The organism is Ruminococcus sp. 1001136sp1 (assembly GCF_039841815.1).
Lineage (GTDB): Bacteria > Bacillota > Clostridia > Lachnospirales > Lachnospiraceae > Blautia_A > Blautia_A faecis.
Genome location: NZ_JBDPGY010000010.1, coordinates 96,345 through 114,357 on the forward strand (window position 1 = coordinate 96,345; position 18,013 = coordinate 114,357).

Genomic DNA, 18,013 nt, shown 5'->3' on the forward strand with positions numbered 1-18,013 from the left:
GGACTCGAACCTGCGGCTCGGCTTAACGGCTCATGCTCCCTCCCAATCGGGGAGGTGTTCCGGTAGTGCAGTGAGCTCTCTCACACATGACCGCCCCGGGCTCGTACAACACGGAGTCGAACCGCGTACCAGTGTCAGCCTGCACTATGTGATATCATTTCGGCTGCTGTGGCCTCAGCAATCCCCAGGCTGATATCTGCCCTAAGCAACCGCCAGGTTGTGACACCTGGCAGTCGTTCATACCTTATGGGTGGGGGTATTTCATCATCGGAAGTCTTTCCTTCTAAGCTCAGTATACATACTACCATAGCCGAAGCGGACATGACCGGACATTTTGAAAATTTTATAATATTTTTTCAAGATATCGGTCATGGCGTTTTCTGCAGCTGTCTTCTGTGTATTTCCGTTTTGGAAACCGGCTGTTCATATTTGCTGCTACCGCCACCCATGTCATGTCATCCAGGTAATAAAAACGAAACATCATTCTCAGATCGCTTTGTGGAATTTCTCGGATAAAATCATCTGCTGCATTCAGTGCGTCCTGCAGTTCGTCTTCCAGTATGTGAAGCTTTGCTACCCGCTTTTTAATCATGCCCTTCACCTGGTCAACTTCCGGAAAAGGGTAGCCGGTTATCTTGATCGGACCGATAGTGCCATCCTTTCTGGTTCCTTTTACGGTATCAGATACAACACCCTCATTCTCGATCTTGACCAGTCTGCGCCTGTCCCGGTCTATGCGGTTATGTAGGTCTTTGATTTCTTCCTTCAGCTCCACATACTGCTCCAGCACCGTCTTGTCCACCTCTGTCACCTCCCACAAGCTGCTCATACTTATGTATCCGCTTCATGATTGCCGGTTCTGATCTGGCATCCTCCAGGAGCTTCCTTGCCCTGTCCGGATTCATTCCGTAGGCTCTTGCCATCTGCAATACAATTCTGTTGTCAATCATCCGGCACCTCCTTATCTTTCTTAGCCTCAGTCAGTGCCCATGCACAGGCTCCGAAAAATCCAATCAGAATTCCTATCCCCATTGCAACGATTACAGTCAACATCTGTTTCACCTCACTTTTAGAAATGCCATCCAATGTGTTTTCCCCTGTTTGCCCGATCTGTTACCGTATAGAGGCTCGTGGCCAATAGCTACGATAACATCCTTCACCGAAATCTGAGTTTCATTCCACTTGAAAATCAATGTTCCGTGAGGCTTTAACACTCGCATACATTCAGCAAATCCATCATGCAACACCTGGCTCCATGTATCTTTGCTGAGTCTTCCATACTTTTTTGCCATCCAGGCATTATCTCCTACATCAACAAGATGTGGTGGATCAAATATAACATGGTAAAAAGTGTCATCTGCAAATGGTAAGTCTGTAAAATCAGCAATAATATCAGGATGAATGCTACAATACCTTGTCGCTTTTCCGTCACCGCTCGTCCATATTGCTTCACAATCCAATTCACGTTTATCAACAAAAACGGCAAATTCATTATCTTGGTTAAACCAAATCATTTTTGAACCACACGTTGCATCCAAAACTAGTTTATCCATCTACTTCTACCTCCGAATCCTGTGGCATCTGGAAAATCATTTTCTTTTCAAGTTCTTCTCCTAATACTCCTGCGAGTAATTCATTTTCTTTTGTAAGGGGTGCTTCTTTGACCGTTTTTCCGATTTCCGGAATGAGAGCTTTGACAATTTCGGAATTTGCATAGACTTTTTGAATCATATCCAGTACTTTCATGGCTTTTGCTTTGGTGGAATATTCTCCTAGCAGATAACTGCATCCGGTTATGTATGATGTTATAATTGTTTTTATAGGTCCTTCCGCAATTTCAATGCCTGCCATAGAATTGAGATTAATCAATACTTCTCTATTCTGACTTCTAATCAGCATTTTCTTTCACCTCCCAGTTTCCGCACTCCCTGCAGCGGATCTTACTGCTGCATAAGGTGCCTTTTATCATTGACAGCCTCGGACAGGTCGGGTGGACGTATACAATCAGCTCCCCTACTCTGCCGGTACTGTGTTTACAGGTTTTGTATTTTGGCATATCCATCTTAAGCATCTCTCCTTCCTACGCAAATCTTAATTGTCCTGTGGTTTCTTCCTTCATGCGGTCATTTCTGCAGATAGGATTTCGGGTGGCTACACAAAGTTCTGGTAGATTGCTTTTTACCAAGGCCGCCGGTATCGGAGGACATACTGCATTCCCGCACCTTCTGACTTGTTCACTTCTCGGATATGTCTTACCCGTGTAATCGTGGTCTATAATGTAATCTTCCGGAAATCCTTGACAGCCGTAAAGTTCACTTGGTTCTAACATTCTCAGGCCAATATCCGCAATTTGGTATTCAGTTCCGTCTATTTCCACAAGCCCAAATCTATCCTGCGCCGTAACTGTGTCAAGTGGTTCCTTTATGTCTTGGCCTGTGCCTGAGCCGTAATATTTAATCAAAAAAGCTCTCACTTCTCCAAAATGTCCAGCTGATGTTGTTATAGTGTGCAGTGGTTCACGAACATCTTGTCCTGTACCGGATTTATAGAATTTGCTCAGAAACGAGGTTACCAGTCCGTATCTGTTTGAGCTGTCAACCGTCATTACCGGATCTGCAATGGTCTGCCCTCGGACTTCGTCCTTTAACGTTTCAGAATGGTACTGTATAAGTAGAGGGCTTATAAGGCAATGCTCATTTTTACTTACAATAGTAGTCAGCGGATCCCGTACATCTTTGCTTCTGTCTGCTGCAAAACCTGTCTGTCCAATTTGAACCATATACGGCTCCACAATTCCATATCCATGCTTCCCTGTTATGGTCGGCATTGGCTCTCTGATGTCATTAGGCCTTCTCTCTCCACCATGATTACACTGAATGATAAACGGCTCTGGATTCTCAAGCACAAACTTTTTCAGTCCTCTCGCAATCCTCGCCATTGTCTTAGGTGCCAGTGGACGCACTGCCCGAATACCGTATTTCTCTTTGATTTCTTCGGATGTATCAAAAATTGAAGGACACGGCCTGCTGAAGTCTATCTGGGTATATGCACCAACATAAGGTTTTAGGCTGCCCTTCTTCACCTGTTCGCTGTCCGCTGCCCCATGTGTCGGCTCTGGCCACACAATCGGCTTGCCATCACACCGTGCAATCAGAAAGAATCTCTTTCGCATGGTCGGCGCACCATAATCTGCTGCTATCAGCTCTTGAAATTGCACCTCATAGCCAAGGTCTGTAAGCTGCTGCACAAATTTCTCAAATGTCTTTCCCTGCTTGGACTTGATCGGATGTTTTCTCCTGTTAAGTGGTCCCCAGGTTTTAAATTCTTCTACGTTCTCTAACATTATTACCCTGGGTCTTACAAGCCCCGCCCAGCGGCATGCTACCCAGGCAAGCCCGCGGATGAATTTGTCCTTTGGTTTTCCACCTTTGGCTTTACTGAAATGCTTGCAATCTGGTGAGAACCATGCAAGTCCTACCGGATGTCCATTGCAGGCTTCTACGGGATCCACTTGCCATACATCCTCGCAGTAATGTTTCGTGTTAGGATGGTTGGTTTTATGCATCCGAATAGCTTCAGGATCATGGTTGATTGCTATGTCAACGCTATATCCCGTTGCCAGCTCAATACCTGTAGATGCACCGCCGCCACCGGCAAAATTGTCCACAATTAATTCTCCATGAATCATTTTCTTTCCAAGAAGCCCGGTATACCATTGCCCCGGCCGGAGGCTGGCTCCTTTCGTTTACTTTATGTCGCTTGTCCGCAGCGGAATCCGCATATTGCTTTACATCCCATGCAGCATTGCTCTCTGCAAGGCTCCATATCGTTACCTTCCATTATTGACTGTAGGATCAGGCTTTTCGCGGTAAACATCCGCTCACATCCTGTGTCCGTCATAAATTCACAAGCGTAATCATTAATCTTCTTTCCTTCCTCTCGGGCAATACATGCTTCGCATCCAATAGAATCTTTTAGGGTACAAATCAAAAATCCATCTTGGAATAGCTGTATAGGAGCAGCTATACAATCTTCTATAGTGCAGCCAGTATATTCAACATAGTGCTCACACTTGCGCTCTGGATAAAAAGCACCTCCCCTACACCAATGGTCCTGCTCTCCTGGTTTATTCCAGTTACTCCAGCCAGTACGCGGCGGTTTATCCGGGAATATTTTATTGTACGGGTTTTCTTTTGCTCTAAAATCGTCCCAGCATTTTCCATACACACATCTGTCAGACCACCAGCGCAAGCAGGTCTTGCAATAACAATCCCTACAGTACATTTGTGAGCCAGGCTTTTCTAATATCTGTAAATCATTCATTAACTCTGTTCTGTCCCTCCTGGCTTTTCTTTAACAGCTGTTTTTCATATTCCTCAAAGTCATATTCCCTCTGTGGAAAGTTATTGAATCGGTTCTTACTGCCCTTTGCTTCTGTCTTCCTGGTTCTTGCTTTTTTCAGAGGGTAGAAGCTCTTCCATCCGTTCATAGCAGATTTCTTTACAATGGCAGTCAGCTCCTCTGGTTTGTCAGACATGGACAGAAGTTCTTCCCGCAGAAGCTGTACCTGTTCTTTCGTCAGACTGTCTCCATTGTTCTGTCTTACCTTCAGGAATAACAGGAAGGCATCATTCAGAGAAGAATCTTCAAAGTATGTACCCGGCGGAGCCGTATATATATACTCTCCTTTCTTTTCCTTTCCTTTTGTATCATTTTTCTCGGAATTATCTTCATTTTTCCTGGAATTATCGGGATTATTCTCGGAATTATTTAAAGAAGGGTTCACTTTAATAAAGGTCTCCGTTTCTTCTTCCGAAAGGAGCCAGAAACCCTCTACTGTGATCGGATTTTTCAGTGCCCTGGCTTTTACCATTGCCTGATATCTCCGCTGTATTCCGGCAGAGGTCAAGACCTTGTCCGACTGAAAAAGTGTGTTATCAAACAGTGACCGTTCCAATAAGAAGTTCAAGACCTGCTTCACCTTATTGCTGTCCATGCTCAGATCATCTGAGACAATGAACTCAAAATCCTCATCAATCTTTAAATAATATCCAGCTTTGTATATCTCACATAGGATATACAGATATAAGGTAACCCCGTCAGCCCCATAACGCGCTTTCAGGATCTTTACCTTCTTGTCTGAGAAGAAATCCACATCCAGGCGAAAAAAGCGATTTCCTTCCTGTTTCCGCCTTGCCATATATGATTAAGCCTCCAGTTCTTCCAGACAGATCTCCAGTCTTGGTCTTTCGCTGTACTGCTTTCTTACCTGCAGCTCCACGACCTGTGTATCATCCCGGTATGCCACCTCATTAAGGGCATCCAGAACAGCTTTTACGATGTTGTCAATATCGGGCTTCTTTGTAGGAAGTAGCTCCCCGCTGAGCATGGCTGTCTTTTTCACCTTTGAACTGCTCTTGGGAATCTCATAAAAAGCCTGGATTCTCGCTTTGATATAGGCTCCATCTGAGAATCGCTGCTCTCCTGCAGCCTCCATATACCGGGTGGCAATAAAGTTCTCATACAGGACCGTTTTATCCGGTGTTGTGCTGCTCATAGCCTTTTTCTTGGCGTTATAGTAAGTACGTGCTCTGGCTTTTCCCTGAGGCTTGCCAGGCACTGTGAAACAAATTGCTGTCATAAATATAAGTCATCCTTTCCACTTCCCCAGCCTGTTTAAGACCAGGGAAGCGTTCTATCACGCGATAATAGTTAAACGCTTGTAAAGATCTTCCTCACTCTCAAGGTTGCGCACAAAATAATCTCGAATTTCTTTCATTGCAACATTCTTCCAGAGACCACCTTCGGCTTCTACGATCTTGAATACCGGAGCACCACCAGCGTCCTTGATACGGAAAACAAACTCACTTTCCGGCTGCTTCACTTCCAGGAAGGTCCTGTATGGGATAAGGGTAACCGGATTCGGAACCAGAACATCTGCTTTTGATGCAATCCCCTGCTTAATGGTTGTCTTCTGGGTAACGCCGTCATCACCATAATTGGCTGTTGTTTTTGCCTCAACATTTCCAGATACTTTCAGGATAGCTTCCAGATCAGTGTTCTCTTCAAAGTTTGCCTGCATTTCAATGAGAAAACGCTCCTGATCGTACCACTCATCATAGCGGAAGCGTGGAGTCTCAGCCCTGCACACAAACAGGCGCTCTCTTTTTCTCTCTGCATTCAGACCGGAATACAGTTCTACTTTTGTCGGACTTATCACATGAATGATCATGGACTCTCTGAGTTCCTTGGTGCAGCTCAAGATATAATCAATCATGCTGCTTAAGTTGGACGCCTCAATTGGCTCTGCCATAGGTTCATCGTCATATCTGCTCAGGACCTTATCACAATAGGTCTTGCCTGCAATCGTGACAACTTTCGGTTCCATTGCTTCTGCTTTTAAATCTGTAATGTACTTGATTGCTTCTTTGATCATCTTTCTTCCTCCTTATGCCTGTCTGGCTCTTAAATCAATTACATTGTCTGAATGCTCCGTCTGTTCAAGAATCTCCCCTGTGGAAGGATCAACCTGGCGAGGTGTTTTTTCTCTCTCGTCAAAGGAATCCGTTACCTCCTCAATGGTCACCTGGCCTGGGATCTGGCTGCCGATTTCAACAGCCTCCACCTCATTTGTACGGATGTTCTTGCCCATGCTGAGGGCTGTCACAGCTCCAAGAGCTGGTGCTAGGGTGGATTTTGCCTGTACTCCAGTAGTAACAAAATTCCTTGCCTCATTCGGCTTAAATTCGATCACAACAGTGATCCTCCGCTTGGCGGTTGCGTCTGTATTCGGATCCTGGATGTTCTCCGTCACCTTCTTCAGCTCTCTGTTAATCTGTTCCGTAAACGCACCATTTGCGAATTTTTCCATGTCAATATGCTGCATTTCTTACTCCTTTCCTACCTGGCAGCATGAACAGGTACTGCCAGGTATCAACGTATTGTGATATATAATGACGCATTTCCATGATAGGAAGCACCACTTGCTGTTTATTCTGCTGTGCCCTGGTTGTTTACGGCTTCTGCAGTTTCTGTACCATCTGGAGCCTCCTGGGATACTTCCTGGTAATCAGCATCAATCGGCTCCTGTTCATTTGCCACCTCGGACATATCTACACTGAGCTCTGTCTTCACACTCTCATCATTGGAAAGCTGCATTACAAAGTCAGATTTCAGAGGCGCATATTTCAGGCATTTCTTAATAACGGTCTTCTTGGCCATTTCCTCATAGTTTGTCTTCCATGGACTGAATCCACTGGAAAAGCTCTGGCTGAATCTTCTGGCATGATTGTCAATATCTTCTTTACTCATCACTTCGAAGCCATATCCGCCGTTCTTTGCCTTCCAAAGTGCATACACAAGAATCAGTTCTCCCCTGTCTTTAATGGCAGGCTTATGCACCAGTTTCGGCTCAAGCCCCAGTTCATACTCAAACACATCCTTCTCGTAAACACACTGTGCTTGTACAGTCTGGATGTTGTCGTTGCGGTAAACCATGTCGATCAGACCTTTATATCCGATCTGGAACTGACATTCCAGCTTTCCATGATTCTTGTATGGAATCAGATATGCTTGTCCCAACGGTGTGTTTGGTTCCAGACCGAGCTGCGCCGCATTCATAAGCGCACCAAGGAAAGACATCTGGCTGCACTCCTGTAGCTTCGGAGTGGTATTTAAGGCGGATAACGCCATTCTGGTAAAACGTTCCGGGGTGATCACCTTCGGAAGGGCTTTCTCAATCTCCGGCTTCATGGCCTTGATCATGTCCGCAATGCTCATGGACTTGGTAAGCTTTACTTCCCCTTTATTTCCTGTTTTCTCTGCTAACGCATCTTTTACTCCCATTCTCTCTACCTCCTGTTATGCAATCTCTTTTACAGTAAATCTTCTGCCGGATGACTCTTTGGCATATTCCTTATAGATATCCGGATGATCTGCTTTCAGCTTTTTCGAATCTACCCGGCTTGATACAATGGATTTCCATGTAATTGAATATTTATCGGAATCAGCCTTCTCCGCATCTTCCATAAAAAGCTTAACTTCCTGCTCAATCTGCTTCTTTTCCTGGTCCAGCTTGTCCTGAAGCTCCAGGATCTCTGATCTTCGTTTCAGCTTTTCGTCAAACCCGATCAGTGGAATGACTTTCTCCGGATCTGACTTTCCATAATATTCTGATAAGATCTTTTCAGCAGCCTCACTGCCATCTGGAGCAGGCATTTTTCTGGCAAGCACGTTGTTATTCCAAAAATCCGTCTCCACTGTGATCAGCATCTGGATAATGCTCTCATCACGCTCGATCTTACGCCAGACAAACTCCCTTCCAAGGATCACACAGGCAATATACCAGGCATCAGCTCCGGTCACAGCCATATAGTGGTGGCACTGGATTTCATAGGATTCCGGAATATGTCCATCTTTCCATTTATCTGCAGAATAGGCGGAAGCTGTTTTACACTCTAGTCCTGCGTTCTCTCCTACAATCAGCCGGTCTACGTTGGCCAGCATAAAAGGATTTTCTTCCATATAGAAAATAGAATTGGCGCGGCGCACTTTTTTTCCGGTCTCCTCCATGAATCTTCTGGCTACATATTCCTCAAGATCACGTCCCTGTCTCATAGACTCATTGTCTGCTTTTTCAGTAATCTCTTCCTGGGTTTTATCCTGGTAAACGGAAATCGCGGTTGCATATGGATTTAAGCCGCAGATACTGCCCGCATCTGATCCACCAATTCCTTTTTTACGGTATTCCAGCCACGTTGCATGGTCCATTCCCGAAGTAGATACTAATCTGTTTAATTTCATCCTTATCTTCCTTTCTTTAATTCACGTAATTCTTCTATAGATCCAAGGTCTTCATACTCGCCCAAACGGTCTGCCACTGTTCCAAACAATACGGTCTGCTCCTGCTGCCACTCCAAGCGAATAGAAGATGCTCTGCAGCCAGGGATCCTATATCCGATTCCGTTTGGATTTGCAATTGTAATTCTGTTTCTCATACTTGATTTTTCTCTCTTTCTCCTCTACAATAAGAGGGTGATAAACTATTTTTGTCCATTGGACACCGGATCCTGATGAGCTCCCACTCTCAGGATCCATTTTCTTTTAACAGCCTGGAAAGATGCTCCATGGCCGCTTCGTACTCTTTTTGGGAACTTTTCCCAAGCAATTCATTGTCAAAGTAAATAGAATAACTACCATCTGTTCTACCATTATAGTCATATCCCTTATCAGTAATCTCTATATGACAGGCCTTCGTGCGGGAACTCATTCGAAATAAAACGAATGCTGATGTCTCGGTTGTTACCTGCATACACAGACTAAATAACTCAGAAACTTCTTTTCTTAACATGTTTTTCTCCCTTCTGGCTCTGTTCCCTGTATCAGCATCCATGCAAGCATTGATAATGCCATTGCTCCTGCGGGCCTGGCTCCGTCCCACTGCCAGAACGGCAGATATGTAGCAAAAGTACCTATAATGGCGGATATGATTATGTTACGCTTCACAGCTTGCCTCCTTTCTGCTGCCTTACCCGGCAGCTTTCTTTCTTTCGAAATTATATATAGCCATTGCCAGATCAACTCGCTCCGCTTCAGTTTTCAGTGCCCGTTCCTTCGTTACCTGCGCTTTTGGAAGCTGATCTATCCTGTATGGCACGCCGTCTATGATAAATCTGCGAGTAAATTTGATTCCTATCACAATCACCTCCCCGTTACTATGGTATGGATCATGGTTGTACGGAGTTACTTCAGCTTTTTCATAACCCCTGTCCGGTTTGTGTACGACCGGTTCTGAGCTTGTTTCTCCTGTTTTCTTACATCTCCAAGCAAACGTTCCAGATCATTGATCACCTTTCGGTTCTCTTTCATCCAGTTACAGATTGGAGCTGTTGCTTCTTTTATGTCTTTTGCCTTTCTCCGCTTCCGTCGTATATCCCGCAAGGCAAATCCCTGGCAGATATAGTCGTACTGGCTGTTCTCGTTGAGCTCGATATTATGTAAAATATCCTGTGTCTGGCAATCCATATCATTTTCTGTGAGAATTGCCAGCCGATTAGACTCTTCACAGGTTCGAAGAAAACTCAAAAAAGCATTTAATTCAGTGCTACAGTTAACTATTTCAATCACCTCTTTCTGTCGAAATGTCTCGAACTGTGTTGCTTGACTTTCTTCTTTAAGTCTCCTATTCTGTAATTACAGGCCCCGCCATGCCTAGTAAACTAACAAGGAGGATCTTATGAAATACAACCCATTTTTTAGTCCAGAGTTTCAGGAAACTATGAAAAGAATTTCTAACATTCATCTCGAATGTGTGCGAAATGCTTTGCCCAATGCAATGACTTCACAAATTCAGCAAATACAAGAATCCTTAACAGCTCCCTGCAGAGAACTCATTCAGTCATATAGTTCTATTATGAGTTCATCACTTGCTTCTCAGGTTTCCCAATTGTCTGAATCTCTAAATTCAACTATTCGCGACAACATAGCCACTGGTTTGTACAGTGCTCTGAGTGAATCATTAAAAAATGATTTTTCATATCGCGAACTACAGCAACAGATTTTAAATCTTACTCCCGCACTGCGTATTCCTTCCAAGCCGTTTGATTATCCTGAAGATCTAGGTGGCCTGCCAAAAGATGATTACGTAATTGTTGACGAACAGGCGGTCAACAATTACGAACTGCCCGATTCTGTATACATCCCTATTGGTAACAGTCGTATAAAAATGCCTACATCTTTTTTGTTGGAACTTATTAGCTTAATTGTTAGTACAGTTCTTACAATTTCCATTGCTATTGCTCAGTCCAATTCACCACAGCCAGAGCAAATTAAGCAAGTGCAGATTGAAGAAGCACAACTTGAGCTTCAGCGTGCCCAAAACGAAATGTTGCAGCAATTGCTTCACAATATAGATGTATCTCTTTCCAGTGAAGCTCAAACCATCAAAGAACTGCAAGAAACTGTCGAAGAGCTGCATAAACAGTATTCACAGACTCAAGACACATGCTCACCTGTTGAAGAAGGTACTGATAATTCCAAATCGCCCGAAGACACTGATACCCCAAAATAATAGTCATTACGATCGATATCACCTGCGTAACAAGTAAAGCTATTCTTAATTCCTTTACTTGTTTTCGCAGGTGAGCGACTTCTTTTTCCATTTTACCTACGCTCCTTTCTCTCTTGGTTCGTTTTCTGTTGCAATGTGTTGCATTTTTGGGACGCTTGGATTAAAAAAAATATCTACAGGATCTTTTAACGAAAGTATATCAGTTATTCTTACTACTTCTTCAAGGGTAAACTGACTTCTCCCATTTAACTTTGCATTAAGAGCCTGCGCAGTAATCCCAAGCGCTTCCGCCATGCTCTTTTGCGATAAGTGCCCCTCTGTCATCTTTCCCTTTAATTTATCAAAAGACATTTTCAATCTCCTTTCGTTGCATATTTGGGATAATTGTATATTACACCATTCACCGTGGCGTGTCAACCCATATATGCAACATTTTTTTGTATTTTTATAATTATATGTTGCAAATATGAAAAAATAGTTTATAATAGCATTATACGGAGGTGCTGATATGAGTGAAAAAGAAATAAGTAGTAAAATGCAAGAAATTATGAATCGAATGAAAACAAGACGAGAAGAGCTGAATATGTCGTATCAGACACTTTCTGAAAAAGTAGGAATTAGTAAGTCTACTCTTCAACGATATGAAACAGGTTATATAAAAAATATGCCTGTTGACAAATTGGAAGATATTGCAAAAGCTCTTAATGTTTCTCCATCTTATTTAATGGGATGGGACGAACCCAACGAACCAACTACTCTTGCAGCCCATTTTGATGGCGAAGAATACACCGTAGACGAGCTCAACGAAATTCGCCAGTTTGCAGAATTTGTAAAAAATAAAAGGAAATAATCGGCAGACCTGCCAGAATGTACATTGACAATATAATATATTTACCCAGGGGACTGGGGGACGTGCTCTTTGCCTAATCCGGACACCTTACGGAGGAGGTGAAGTTTATGAGCGATTACGAGACATTTATGATTATGTTGACTTTTGCTAATTTAATCGTAGCCATACTTACATATGCACATAAAAAATAGCCGTCCTAATCTTTGGCGAGATCAACGGCTATTTTTTAGCTAACTATATTCGCTGGGTTGGGTGAAGTGCAGTCACCTTCCAGCTCCCTTGTTAAATATATTATATGTCACTCCAAAATATTTGTCAATTTTCTTTTTGTGGAAGCGCTGTACAGATTTTTGTACACGTATTGAGATATACTAGAGCGGGAGGTGTTTACATGAGCACATATGAGGAATTACAAGACCAGGCCTGCGCGGACGGTATAGACGTAATGGACTATGAATTTAATAGTCCAAACATAAAAGGCTTATATTGTAACAGCACTGTAGCAATCAATAAGTCCATTTCCACCCAAGCCGAAAAATCCTGTGTCCTGGCGGAGGAGCTTGGACACCACTATACTACTGTCGGTAATATTATTGATCAGACTAAAGTTAGCAATCGGAAACAGGAATACAGGGCAAGACTTTACGGATATAATCTTAAGATCGGGCTGATTGGAATTGTGCATGCTTACGAAGCCGGGTGCCAGAATTTATATGAGATGGCTGAATATCTGGATGCCACAGAGGAGTATCTGAAAGAAGCATTGGAGTGTTACCATTCTAAATATGGTCTTTATACCACAGTAAAAAACTATATAATTTATTTCGAACCTTTTTCAGTTGTAAAAATTTTTACTTCTGAACCATATACAAGGAGTAAGCTGAAATGAAATCAGAAAGTAATAATACTGTTTTTACAAATGAACTTGTTCTACTATTAAGTTTTATTATTATAATTTTAGGTATGATTTTTATCAAAACTAAATTATATATTTCCTTACCATTGGCATTCTTCTGTTTCATGAGCATTGCATTTGCAATTGCTAACCGAAATGACCGTAAAATATATAAAATAACTTTTAGTCTTTTATCACCATTTGGACTTTTGGCTGCATATTTCTGGATATTATATTTGTGCGCAGATTTTAATTTATTCATACCTAAAATTAAAAAAACTTATATTTTATTTCTTATTGTGTTTTTTGTTTTAGATTTGATATACTGCAAGATTATTCCCGAAAAGATAAATTATAAACCGCTAACTTTACATTCTACAACCAATGATTCCTTTGCAATAAATAATGATACCGACGTTTATTTTGAATCGGCAGCACAATTATTTATTCAACAAAAAAGAGCGTCTGTTGGGTTATTACAAAGAACATATAAAATTGGATTTAATCGTGCTGCAAAAATTATGGATCAACTTTGCGAAGCTGGCGTAATTAGTCTAGAAAATGGATCTAATACCAGAACTGTATTAATGAATGAAACTGAATTTTTCAAAGCGCTTGAAAGATGGGAACAGAATACTTCCAGTATGCAAAGTACAATTGGACCACAAGGCGTTCAAGAACAATCCTCCATCGAAAAGATCAAATGGTACAACAATAAATTCGATTACATGACAGGAAATGATTTTGAGCAGTTTTGTGCTCTGGTTTTACAAGGAAATGGATACACTACTCGGGTAACACCTACCAGCGGCGATTTTGGGGTAGATATCATTGCTGAACAATCTGGAATTACTTACGCTATTCAATGTAAATGCTACTCTTCAGATATTGGCGTTGATGCAGTTTACCAAGTAGCAGGCGGAATGAAGTATTATCATGCCAATTTAGGCATTGTTTTAACCAATAGATACTTTACCCGGCAGGCGCAAGAACTAGCTTCTGGTATTGGAGTTGTGCTTTGGGATAGAGATTCTTTGATAAAACTAATACATACCTCAGGATTAAATGATTCTTCTGAATTAGCAGACATAGAAGAAGTTGCTTCTGAAACAGATGATCTTGCTACAATAACAGCTTACAAGGCTGGTGATCCAGAGTGTCAACCTTCCATATCACAGGAAGATTTGTTAAAAGAACTTGAACATGACGATGCTTAAAGAAAGGAGACTCATATCTATGCCAGAATTAAGTAGATTTGAAGGAATGGTTATCAAAATGCTTTTCAACGATACTGTCCAGCACAATAAGCCACACGTACATGTCACTTACGGAGAATATCGTGCTTCCGTAGGTATTGATGGTGAATTGCTTGCTGGATCACTTCCTCAGAAGCAATTCAGAATGTTGATTGGCTGGCTTGCTCTACACGAAGATGAAGCTTATGCGGCCTGGAACAAAGCAGTTCGCGGCGAACACTTTGACAAAATCAAACCATTACAGTAAGGAGGGAATTTTATGTTCACATTGAATGGAATTGTATATGCCAGTGAAAAACCAGAAAACATCCAGATACTTTCCGCAAAACCTTTGGATGACATGATGATGCTTCTTACTTTCTCCACGGGAGAACAGCGCTTGTTTGATGCAACCATTTTGAATGGTCCTGCATTCGCTCCACTGTCTGATGAGAAGATTTTTAAGGATTGCAAAATAGTAGATGGTATTGTTACATGGATGGATGAGGACATTGACTGTGCTCCTGAATACATGTATGAGCACAGTTACGCTTATCCGGCTTTACAGTCAGCAATCTAATTTTATAAAAGAAAAACCGGCTCCTGCGCCAACAGGAACCGGCGAGCACATCCGAAGATGCACCTTATTTTCAGCAAAAATATTGTATCATCTTCGGAGCAGCCATGCAAGCGGAACCTTTGTTCGCGCTGGCTGTTATTTTTGTACTTATTTTTACATAATTATAATCGAGGTGATACCATGACCGAACAAAAATCTGATGATCTGCGCATGGGAGCACTGTATATCCGTGTCAGCACCCATGAGCAGGATGAGCTGTCTCCGGACGCGCAGAAGCGTCTGCTACTGGACTATGCCAAGAGTAATGGAATCGTGATCCAGAAGGACGCCGTGTTTGTGGAGAGTGTCTCCGGACGTAATGTGAAGAAGCGAAAAGAGTTCCAGCGAATGATTGCACAGGCCAAGTCTCCGGGGCATCCCTATGATGTGATTCTGGTGTGGAAATTCAGCCGATTTGCCCGCAACCAGGAGGAATCCATCGTTTATAAGAGTATGCTGAAAAAGGACCGTGTGGACGTGATCAGCGTGTCTGAGCCGGTTATTGACGGACCTTTCGGCAGTCTGATTGAGCGTATTATTGAATGGATGGATGAATACTACTCTATCCGCCTGTCTGGTGAAGTGCTCCGCGGCATGGGCGAAAAGGCATTAAAACAGGGGTACCAGATTTCTCCTCCCCTTGGGTATGATGCAGTCGGGGACGGAAAGCCATATAAGATCAATGAAAAGGAATTCAAAATTGTCTCTTACATCATGTCCCAGTATGATGATTACTGCCAGGACACCACTGCCATTGCCAGAAAATGTAATGATCTGGGCTACCGGACCAAGCGGGGAAATCTGTTTGAGCGGCGCAATATTGACTATATCCTGCGCAATCCCTTTTATGCCGGCATTGTAAACTGGAATGGACAGACTTTTGAGGGAACCCATGAAGCACGTTATACCACAGAACAGCTTGATAAGCGCATCAAGCTTATGGATGCCAGACGAAGACCAGCAAAACACCGGAATGCCTCCACCTGTAAGCACTGGCTTTCCGGTCTGATCAAATGCTCCATCTGTGGCGCCACCCTCTCCTACACCGGATCCGGAGCCTGTCCTTACTTTCAGTGCTGGAAATACGCAAAGGGTTATCACAAAACCTCCGTGGCCATCTCAGTAAAGAAAATGGAGCAGCTTGTCATTGATTACCTGAAGCAGCTTCTGGATGGCGCGGATTTCCAATATGTCCCCAAAACAACTGCGCCGGCGCAAAATGAGGAACTGGAACAGCTGAAGCAGGAACTGGCCAGACTTTCAACCCGGGAGCTGCGAATTAAACTTGCCTATGAAAATGAGATTGATACTTTGGAAGAATACAAAGAAAACAAGATAAGACTACAGAAACAAAGAGAATCTCTTTTAGAGAATATCAAAGAACTGGAAGCACAAAAGCCAGAAGATCCATCCAGGGATAATGTCCTTTCGCAGATTCGAAGTGTGTATGATGTTCTCCTGGATCCTGCTGCCGAAAGTAGTACAAAAGGGAACTTTATTCGAACTATAGTCGATCAGATTGTATTTGACAAAGAGGCTGAAATGGTGTATTTTGATATTATCATCTAAGACATATCAATTTTTCACAGGTTACGATTGTACTATTTCTTAATTCAGATTTAACTTTTTTCCAAAAAACAAGTGAATTTTATCTATTATAGGGTATCGGACTCCGGTGGCCCGGATGGAGAAATCGGTGCTTCTATGCGCTATCTCTCCCAGCGCTTTACCATGCCGAACCGAACCTCTGCAGCTGTGCTTAATGATATCGGTACTGAAGAACTGGCGCATCTGGAGATGGTTTCCACCATGGTTCACCAGCTTACCCGTGACCTCACTATGGAAGAAATTGAGAATTCCGGGCTGGGACCATATTATATTGACCACACAGTTGGCGTGTGGCCACAGGCAGCAGGAGGCGTTCCATTTAATGCCTGCGAATTCCAGAGTAAAGGTGATCCGATCACGGATCTATTTGAAGACCTTGCAGCAGAACAGAAAGCACGCTCCACTTATGATAATATTCTCCGTGTAGTACGAAATATCCCGGAAGTTGCTGATCCTATCCGTTTCCTGCGTGCAAGGGAAGTGGTACATTTCCAGCGATTTGGTGAAGCACTTCGCTCCATCCAGGAACAGTTGGATGCTAAAAACTTCTACGCTTTCAATCCAGGCTTTGACAATCCCTGCTCTGCAAGCTGTGCACCTGAAGCAAAATAGCATATGCTGCTGGTCATAAAGATAACCGTAACAGCAATACACATCTCACAGAAAACCTTTTTTAAACACGCTCTAATACTGCCCGGCAATTGCTGGGCAGCTTCAAAACAGTAGTCAGCAGGCTTTTTCTCCCCATGCCAATTGTTCGTTTACTCAACTTCAAAGTCACCACAAATATCCTCTGGAACTATATCATCGGATTCGTGCATAATACTTTTTCTTTCATACCCCTTCATAATCAAACGCCGGTATAAAACTTTCCTCCGCGGTCTCCCCTTCCTGAAAATAGCCATTTTCGATTCCAAGCTCAATGGCAGCGTCCAACACCTTTTCATACTCTCGTCTGGTCACTTTCCGATTCAGTTCCGGAAATTTCTCATTCTTCCAGACAGGCGTATATTGGTTCATTACGCTGATAAAAATATCCTCCCCATAAGTCCGGTACAGATATTTCAATACTGCAATAGAATTTTTGGTATGCCCTGGCAAAATCAGATGACGAACAATTGTCCCGCGTTTTATATATCCATCCTCCGCAAACTGACAGGGACCGGTCTGACGCATCATTTCGGCAATTGCACTCTGCGCCGCCTGCGGATAATCCCTTGCGTTGGAAAAAGCAGCAGCCAATTCAGGCTCCATATATTTCATATCTGGCAGATATACATCCACATAACCATCCAGTCTCCGGATAGTTTCCACGCTCTCATACCCACTGGAATTGTACACGACTGGAAGATTCATTCCCTTTCCTCTGGCCAGCTCCAACGCCGAAATAATATGCGGCACATAATGCGCCCCAGTGACCAGATTCAGATTTGCCGCCCCTTTTTCCTGCAATTCCAGAAAAATTTCAGCAAGCCGCTCCACTGAAATTTCTTTTCCAGAATCCCCAATGGCAATATCCCGGTTCTGGCAGAAACAGCACCGCAAGCCGCAGCCAGAGAAAAAAACAGCCCCTGATCCTTTTTTTCCTGAAATACAAGGTTCCTCCCACATATGAAGAGCGGCACGGGCAGCCCTTATAGTACTGTCCATGCCACAATATCCTCTTTTGCCCTCCAGACGATTCACATTACACTTCCGGGGGCATAAGGTACAATTCTTAAATAATTCTTCTCGCATA

At 43.1% G+C, this 18,013-nt stretch carries 28 protein-coding genes; 8 read left to right on the plus strand and 20 right to left on the minus strand.

Translation table 11 applies throughout. The features are described from left to right. Positions 1-343: 343 nt before the first annotated feature. The 18 genes from ABHC48_RS10680 to ABHC48_RS10765 form a co-directional block, all read right to left on the minus strand. Positions 344-802, minus strand: a complete 459-nt coding sequence (locus ABHC48_RS10680) for a hypothetical protein (RefSeq protein ID WP_270414061.1) — start codon at positions 800-802, stop codon at positions 344-346. Then, a complete protein-coding gene (locus tag ABHC48_RS10685) occupies positions 741-950 on the minus strand; it encodes a hypothetical protein (protein WP_195699467.1) in 210 nt (69 codons plus the stop codon). Before ABHC48_RS10685 ends, ABHC48_RS10680 begins: the two co-directional genes overlap by 62 nt. Positions 951-1,058: 108 nt before the next feature. Then, the gene (locus tag ABHC48_RS10690; RefSeq protein ID WP_195699468.1) at positions 1,059-1,553 is read right to left on the minus strand and encodes a methyltransferase; all 495 of its coding nucleotides are present in this window, start codon (positions 1,551-1,553) and stop codon (positions 1,059-1,061) included. Continuing rightward, positions 1,546-1,899: a hypothetical protein gene (locus ABHC48_RS10695; protein WP_195699469.1), complete on the minus strand. Its 354-nt coding sequence runs from the start codon at positions 1,897-1,899 to the stop codon at positions 1,546-1,548. The genes ABHC48_RS10690 and ABHC48_RS10695 overlap by 8 nt, the downstream gene beginning before the upstream one ends. Then, positions 1,889-2,062 (minus strand): hypothetical protein, encoded by a 174-nt coding sequence (locus ABHC48_RS10700; protein WP_195699470.1) that lies wholly within the window; start codon positions 2,060-2,062, stop codon positions 1,889-1,891. Before ABHC48_RS10700 ends, ABHC48_RS10695 begins: the two co-directional genes overlap by 11 nt. Positions 2,063-2,080: 18 nt before the next feature. Beyond that, complete coding sequence (locus ABHC48_RS10705) at positions 2,081-3,688, minus strand: DNA cytosine methyltransferase (RefSeq protein WP_195699471.1); 1,608 nt, start codon at positions 3,686-3,688, stop codon at positions 2,081-2,083. Between the two features lie 62 nt (positions 3,689-3,750). Beyond that, positions 3,751-4,323 carry a hypothetical protein gene (locus ABHC48_RS10710; RefSeq protein WP_195699472.1) on the minus strand — a complete coding sequence of 191 codons (573 nt, stop codon included), beginning with the start codon at positions 4,321-4,323 and terminating at the stop codon, positions 3,751-3,753. Then, positions 4,316-5,200: a DUF4373 domain-containing protein gene (locus ABHC48_RS10715; RefSeq protein WP_195699473.1), complete on the minus strand. Its 885-nt coding sequence runs from the start codon at positions 5,198-5,200 to the stop codon at positions 4,316-4,318. The genes ABHC48_RS10710 and ABHC48_RS10715 overlap by 8 nt, the downstream gene beginning before the upstream one ends. Before the next feature lie 6 nt (positions 5,201-5,206). Continuing rightward, positions 5,207-5,641: a RusA family crossover junction endodeoxyribonuclease gene (locus ABHC48_RS10720; RefSeq protein ID WP_148463798.1), complete on the minus strand. Its 435-nt coding sequence runs from the start codon at positions 5,639-5,641 to the stop codon at positions 5,207-5,209. 57 nt (positions 5,642-5,698) lie between these two features. Further along, positions 5,699-6,436 (minus strand): hypothetical protein, encoded by a 738-nt coding sequence (locus tag ABHC48_RS10725; protein ID WP_195699474.1) that lies wholly within the window; start codon positions 6,434-6,436, stop codon positions 5,699-5,701. 12 nt (positions 6,437-6,448) lie between these two features. Next, the gene (locus ABHC48_RS10730; RefSeq protein ID WP_195699475.1) at positions 6,449-6,886 is read right to left on the minus strand and encodes a hypothetical protein; all 438 of its coding nucleotides are present in this window, start codon (positions 6,884-6,886) and stop codon (positions 6,449-6,451) included. A gap of 104 nt (positions 6,887-6,990) precedes the next feature. Further along, the gene (locus tag ABHC48_RS10735; protein WP_195699476.1) at positions 6,991-7,845 is read right to left on the minus strand and encodes a recombinase RecT; all 855 of its coding nucleotides are present in this window, start codon (positions 7,843-7,845) and stop codon (positions 6,991-6,993) included. Between the two features lie 15 nt (positions 7,846-7,860). Then, positions 7,861-8,802 carry a lambda-exonuclease family protein gene (locus ABHC48_RS10740; RefSeq protein WP_195699477.1) on the minus strand — a complete coding sequence of 314 codons (942 nt, stop codon included), beginning with the start codon at positions 8,800-8,802 and terminating at the stop codon, positions 7,861-7,863. Between the two features lie 2 nt (positions 8,803-8,804). Beyond that, complete coding sequence (locus tag ABHC48_RS10745; protein WP_195699478.1) at positions 8,805-8,996, minus strand: hypothetical protein; 192 nt, start codon at positions 8,994-8,996, stop codon at positions 8,805-8,807. An 89-nt stretch (positions 8,997-9,085) separates the two neighbouring features. Further along, positions 9,086-9,349 (minus strand): hypothetical protein, encoded by a 264-nt coding sequence (locus tag ABHC48_RS10750; RefSeq protein WP_195699479.1) that lies wholly within the window; start codon positions 9,347-9,349, stop codon positions 9,086-9,088. Further along, positions 9,343-9,504 carry a hypothetical protein gene (locus tag ABHC48_RS10755; RefSeq protein WP_195699480.1) on the minus strand — a complete coding sequence of 54 codons (162 nt, stop codon included), beginning with the start codon at positions 9,502-9,504 and terminating at the stop codon, positions 9,343-9,345. The genes ABHC48_RS10750 and ABHC48_RS10755 overlap by 7 nt, the downstream gene beginning before the upstream one ends. Positions 9,505-9,526: 22 nt before the next feature. Next, a complete protein-coding gene (locus tag ABHC48_RS10760) occupies positions 9,527-9,697 on the minus strand; it encodes a hypothetical protein (RefSeq protein WP_195699481.1) in 171 nt (56 codons plus the stop codon). Positions 9,698-9,741: 44 nt separating this feature from the next. Continuing rightward, positions 9,742-10,125, minus strand: a complete 384-nt coding sequence (locus tag ABHC48_RS10765) for a hypothetical protein (RefSeq protein ID WP_195699482.1) — start codon at positions 10,123-10,125, stop codon at positions 9,742-9,744. Positions 10,126-10,234: 109 nt separating this feature from the next. Here ABHC48_RS10765 and ABHC48_RS10770 point away from each other — a divergent pair, with 109 nt between their 5' ends. Next, complete coding sequence (locus ABHC48_RS10770; protein WP_195699483.1) at positions 10,235-11,068, plus strand: hypothetical protein; 834 nt, start codon at positions 10,235-10,237, stop codon at positions 11,066-11,068. Positions 11,069-11,164: 96 nt separating this feature from the next. On the opposite strand, the gene ABHC48_RS10775 is transcribed toward ABHC48_RS10770, so the two are convergent. Next, positions 11,165-11,419 carry a DUF739 family protein gene (locus ABHC48_RS10775; RefSeq protein ID WP_195699484.1) on the minus strand — a complete coding sequence of 85 codons (255 nt, stop codon included), beginning with the start codon at positions 11,417-11,419 and terminating at the stop codon, positions 11,165-11,167. Positions 11,420-11,576: 157 nt separating this feature from the next. Between ABHC48_RS10775 and ABHC48_RS10780 the strand changes: the two genes are divergently transcribed. The 7 genes from ABHC48_RS10780 (at position 11,577) to ABHC48_RS10810 (ending at position 16,887) form a co-directional block, all read left to right on the plus strand. Further along, positions 11,577-11,918, plus strand: a complete 342-nt coding sequence (locus ABHC48_RS10780; protein WP_226815745.1) for a helix-turn-helix transcriptional regulator — start codon at positions 11,577-11,579, stop codon at positions 11,916-11,918. A gap of 391 nt (positions 11,919-12,309) precedes the next feature. Further along, entirely contained in the window at positions 12,310-12,807 is a 498-nt protein-coding gene (locus ABHC48_RS10785) for an ImmA/IrrE family metallo-endopeptidase (RefSeq protein ID WP_195699485.1), read from the plus strand. Further along, positions 12,804-14,030: a restriction endonuclease gene (locus ABHC48_RS10790; protein ID WP_195699486.1), complete on the plus strand. Its 1,227-nt coding sequence runs from the start codon at positions 12,804-12,806 to the stop codon at positions 14,028-14,030. Before ABHC48_RS10785 ends, ABHC48_RS10790 begins: the two co-directional genes overlap by 4 nt. Positions 14,031-14,049: 19 nt before the next feature. Then, a complete protein-coding gene (locus ABHC48_RS10795) occupies positions 14,050-14,316 on the plus strand; it encodes a DUF4160 domain-containing protein (protein WP_195699487.1) in 267 nt (88 codons plus the stop codon). Positions 14,317-14,328: 12 nt separating this feature from the next. Beyond that, complete coding sequence (locus ABHC48_RS10800) at positions 14,329-14,628, plus strand: DUF2442 domain-containing protein (RefSeq protein ID WP_195699488.1); 300 nt, start codon at positions 14,329-14,331, stop codon at positions 14,626-14,628. Between the two features lie 180 nt (positions 14,629-14,808). Beyond that, on the plus strand, positions 14,809-16,236 hold the full coding sequence (locus tag ABHC48_RS10805; RefSeq protein ID WP_195699489.1) for a recombinase family protein: 1,428 nt from the start codon (positions 14,809-14,811) through the stop codon (positions 16,234-16,236). Positions 16,237-16,308: 72 nt separating this feature from the next. Beyond that, entirely contained in the window at positions 16,309-16,887 is a 579-nt protein-coding gene (locus ABHC48_RS10810) for a manganese catalase family protein (RefSeq protein ID WP_226815746.1), read from the plus strand. 222 nt (positions 16,888-17,109) lie between these two features. On the opposite strand, the gene ABHC48_RS10815 is transcribed toward ABHC48_RS10810, so the two are convergent. Further along, positions 17,110-18,012, minus strand: a complete 903-nt coding sequence (locus ABHC48_RS10815; protein WP_173719383.1) for a radical SAM protein — start codon at positions 18,010-18,012, stop codon at positions 17,110-17,112. Position 18,013: the final 1 nt, after the last annotated feature.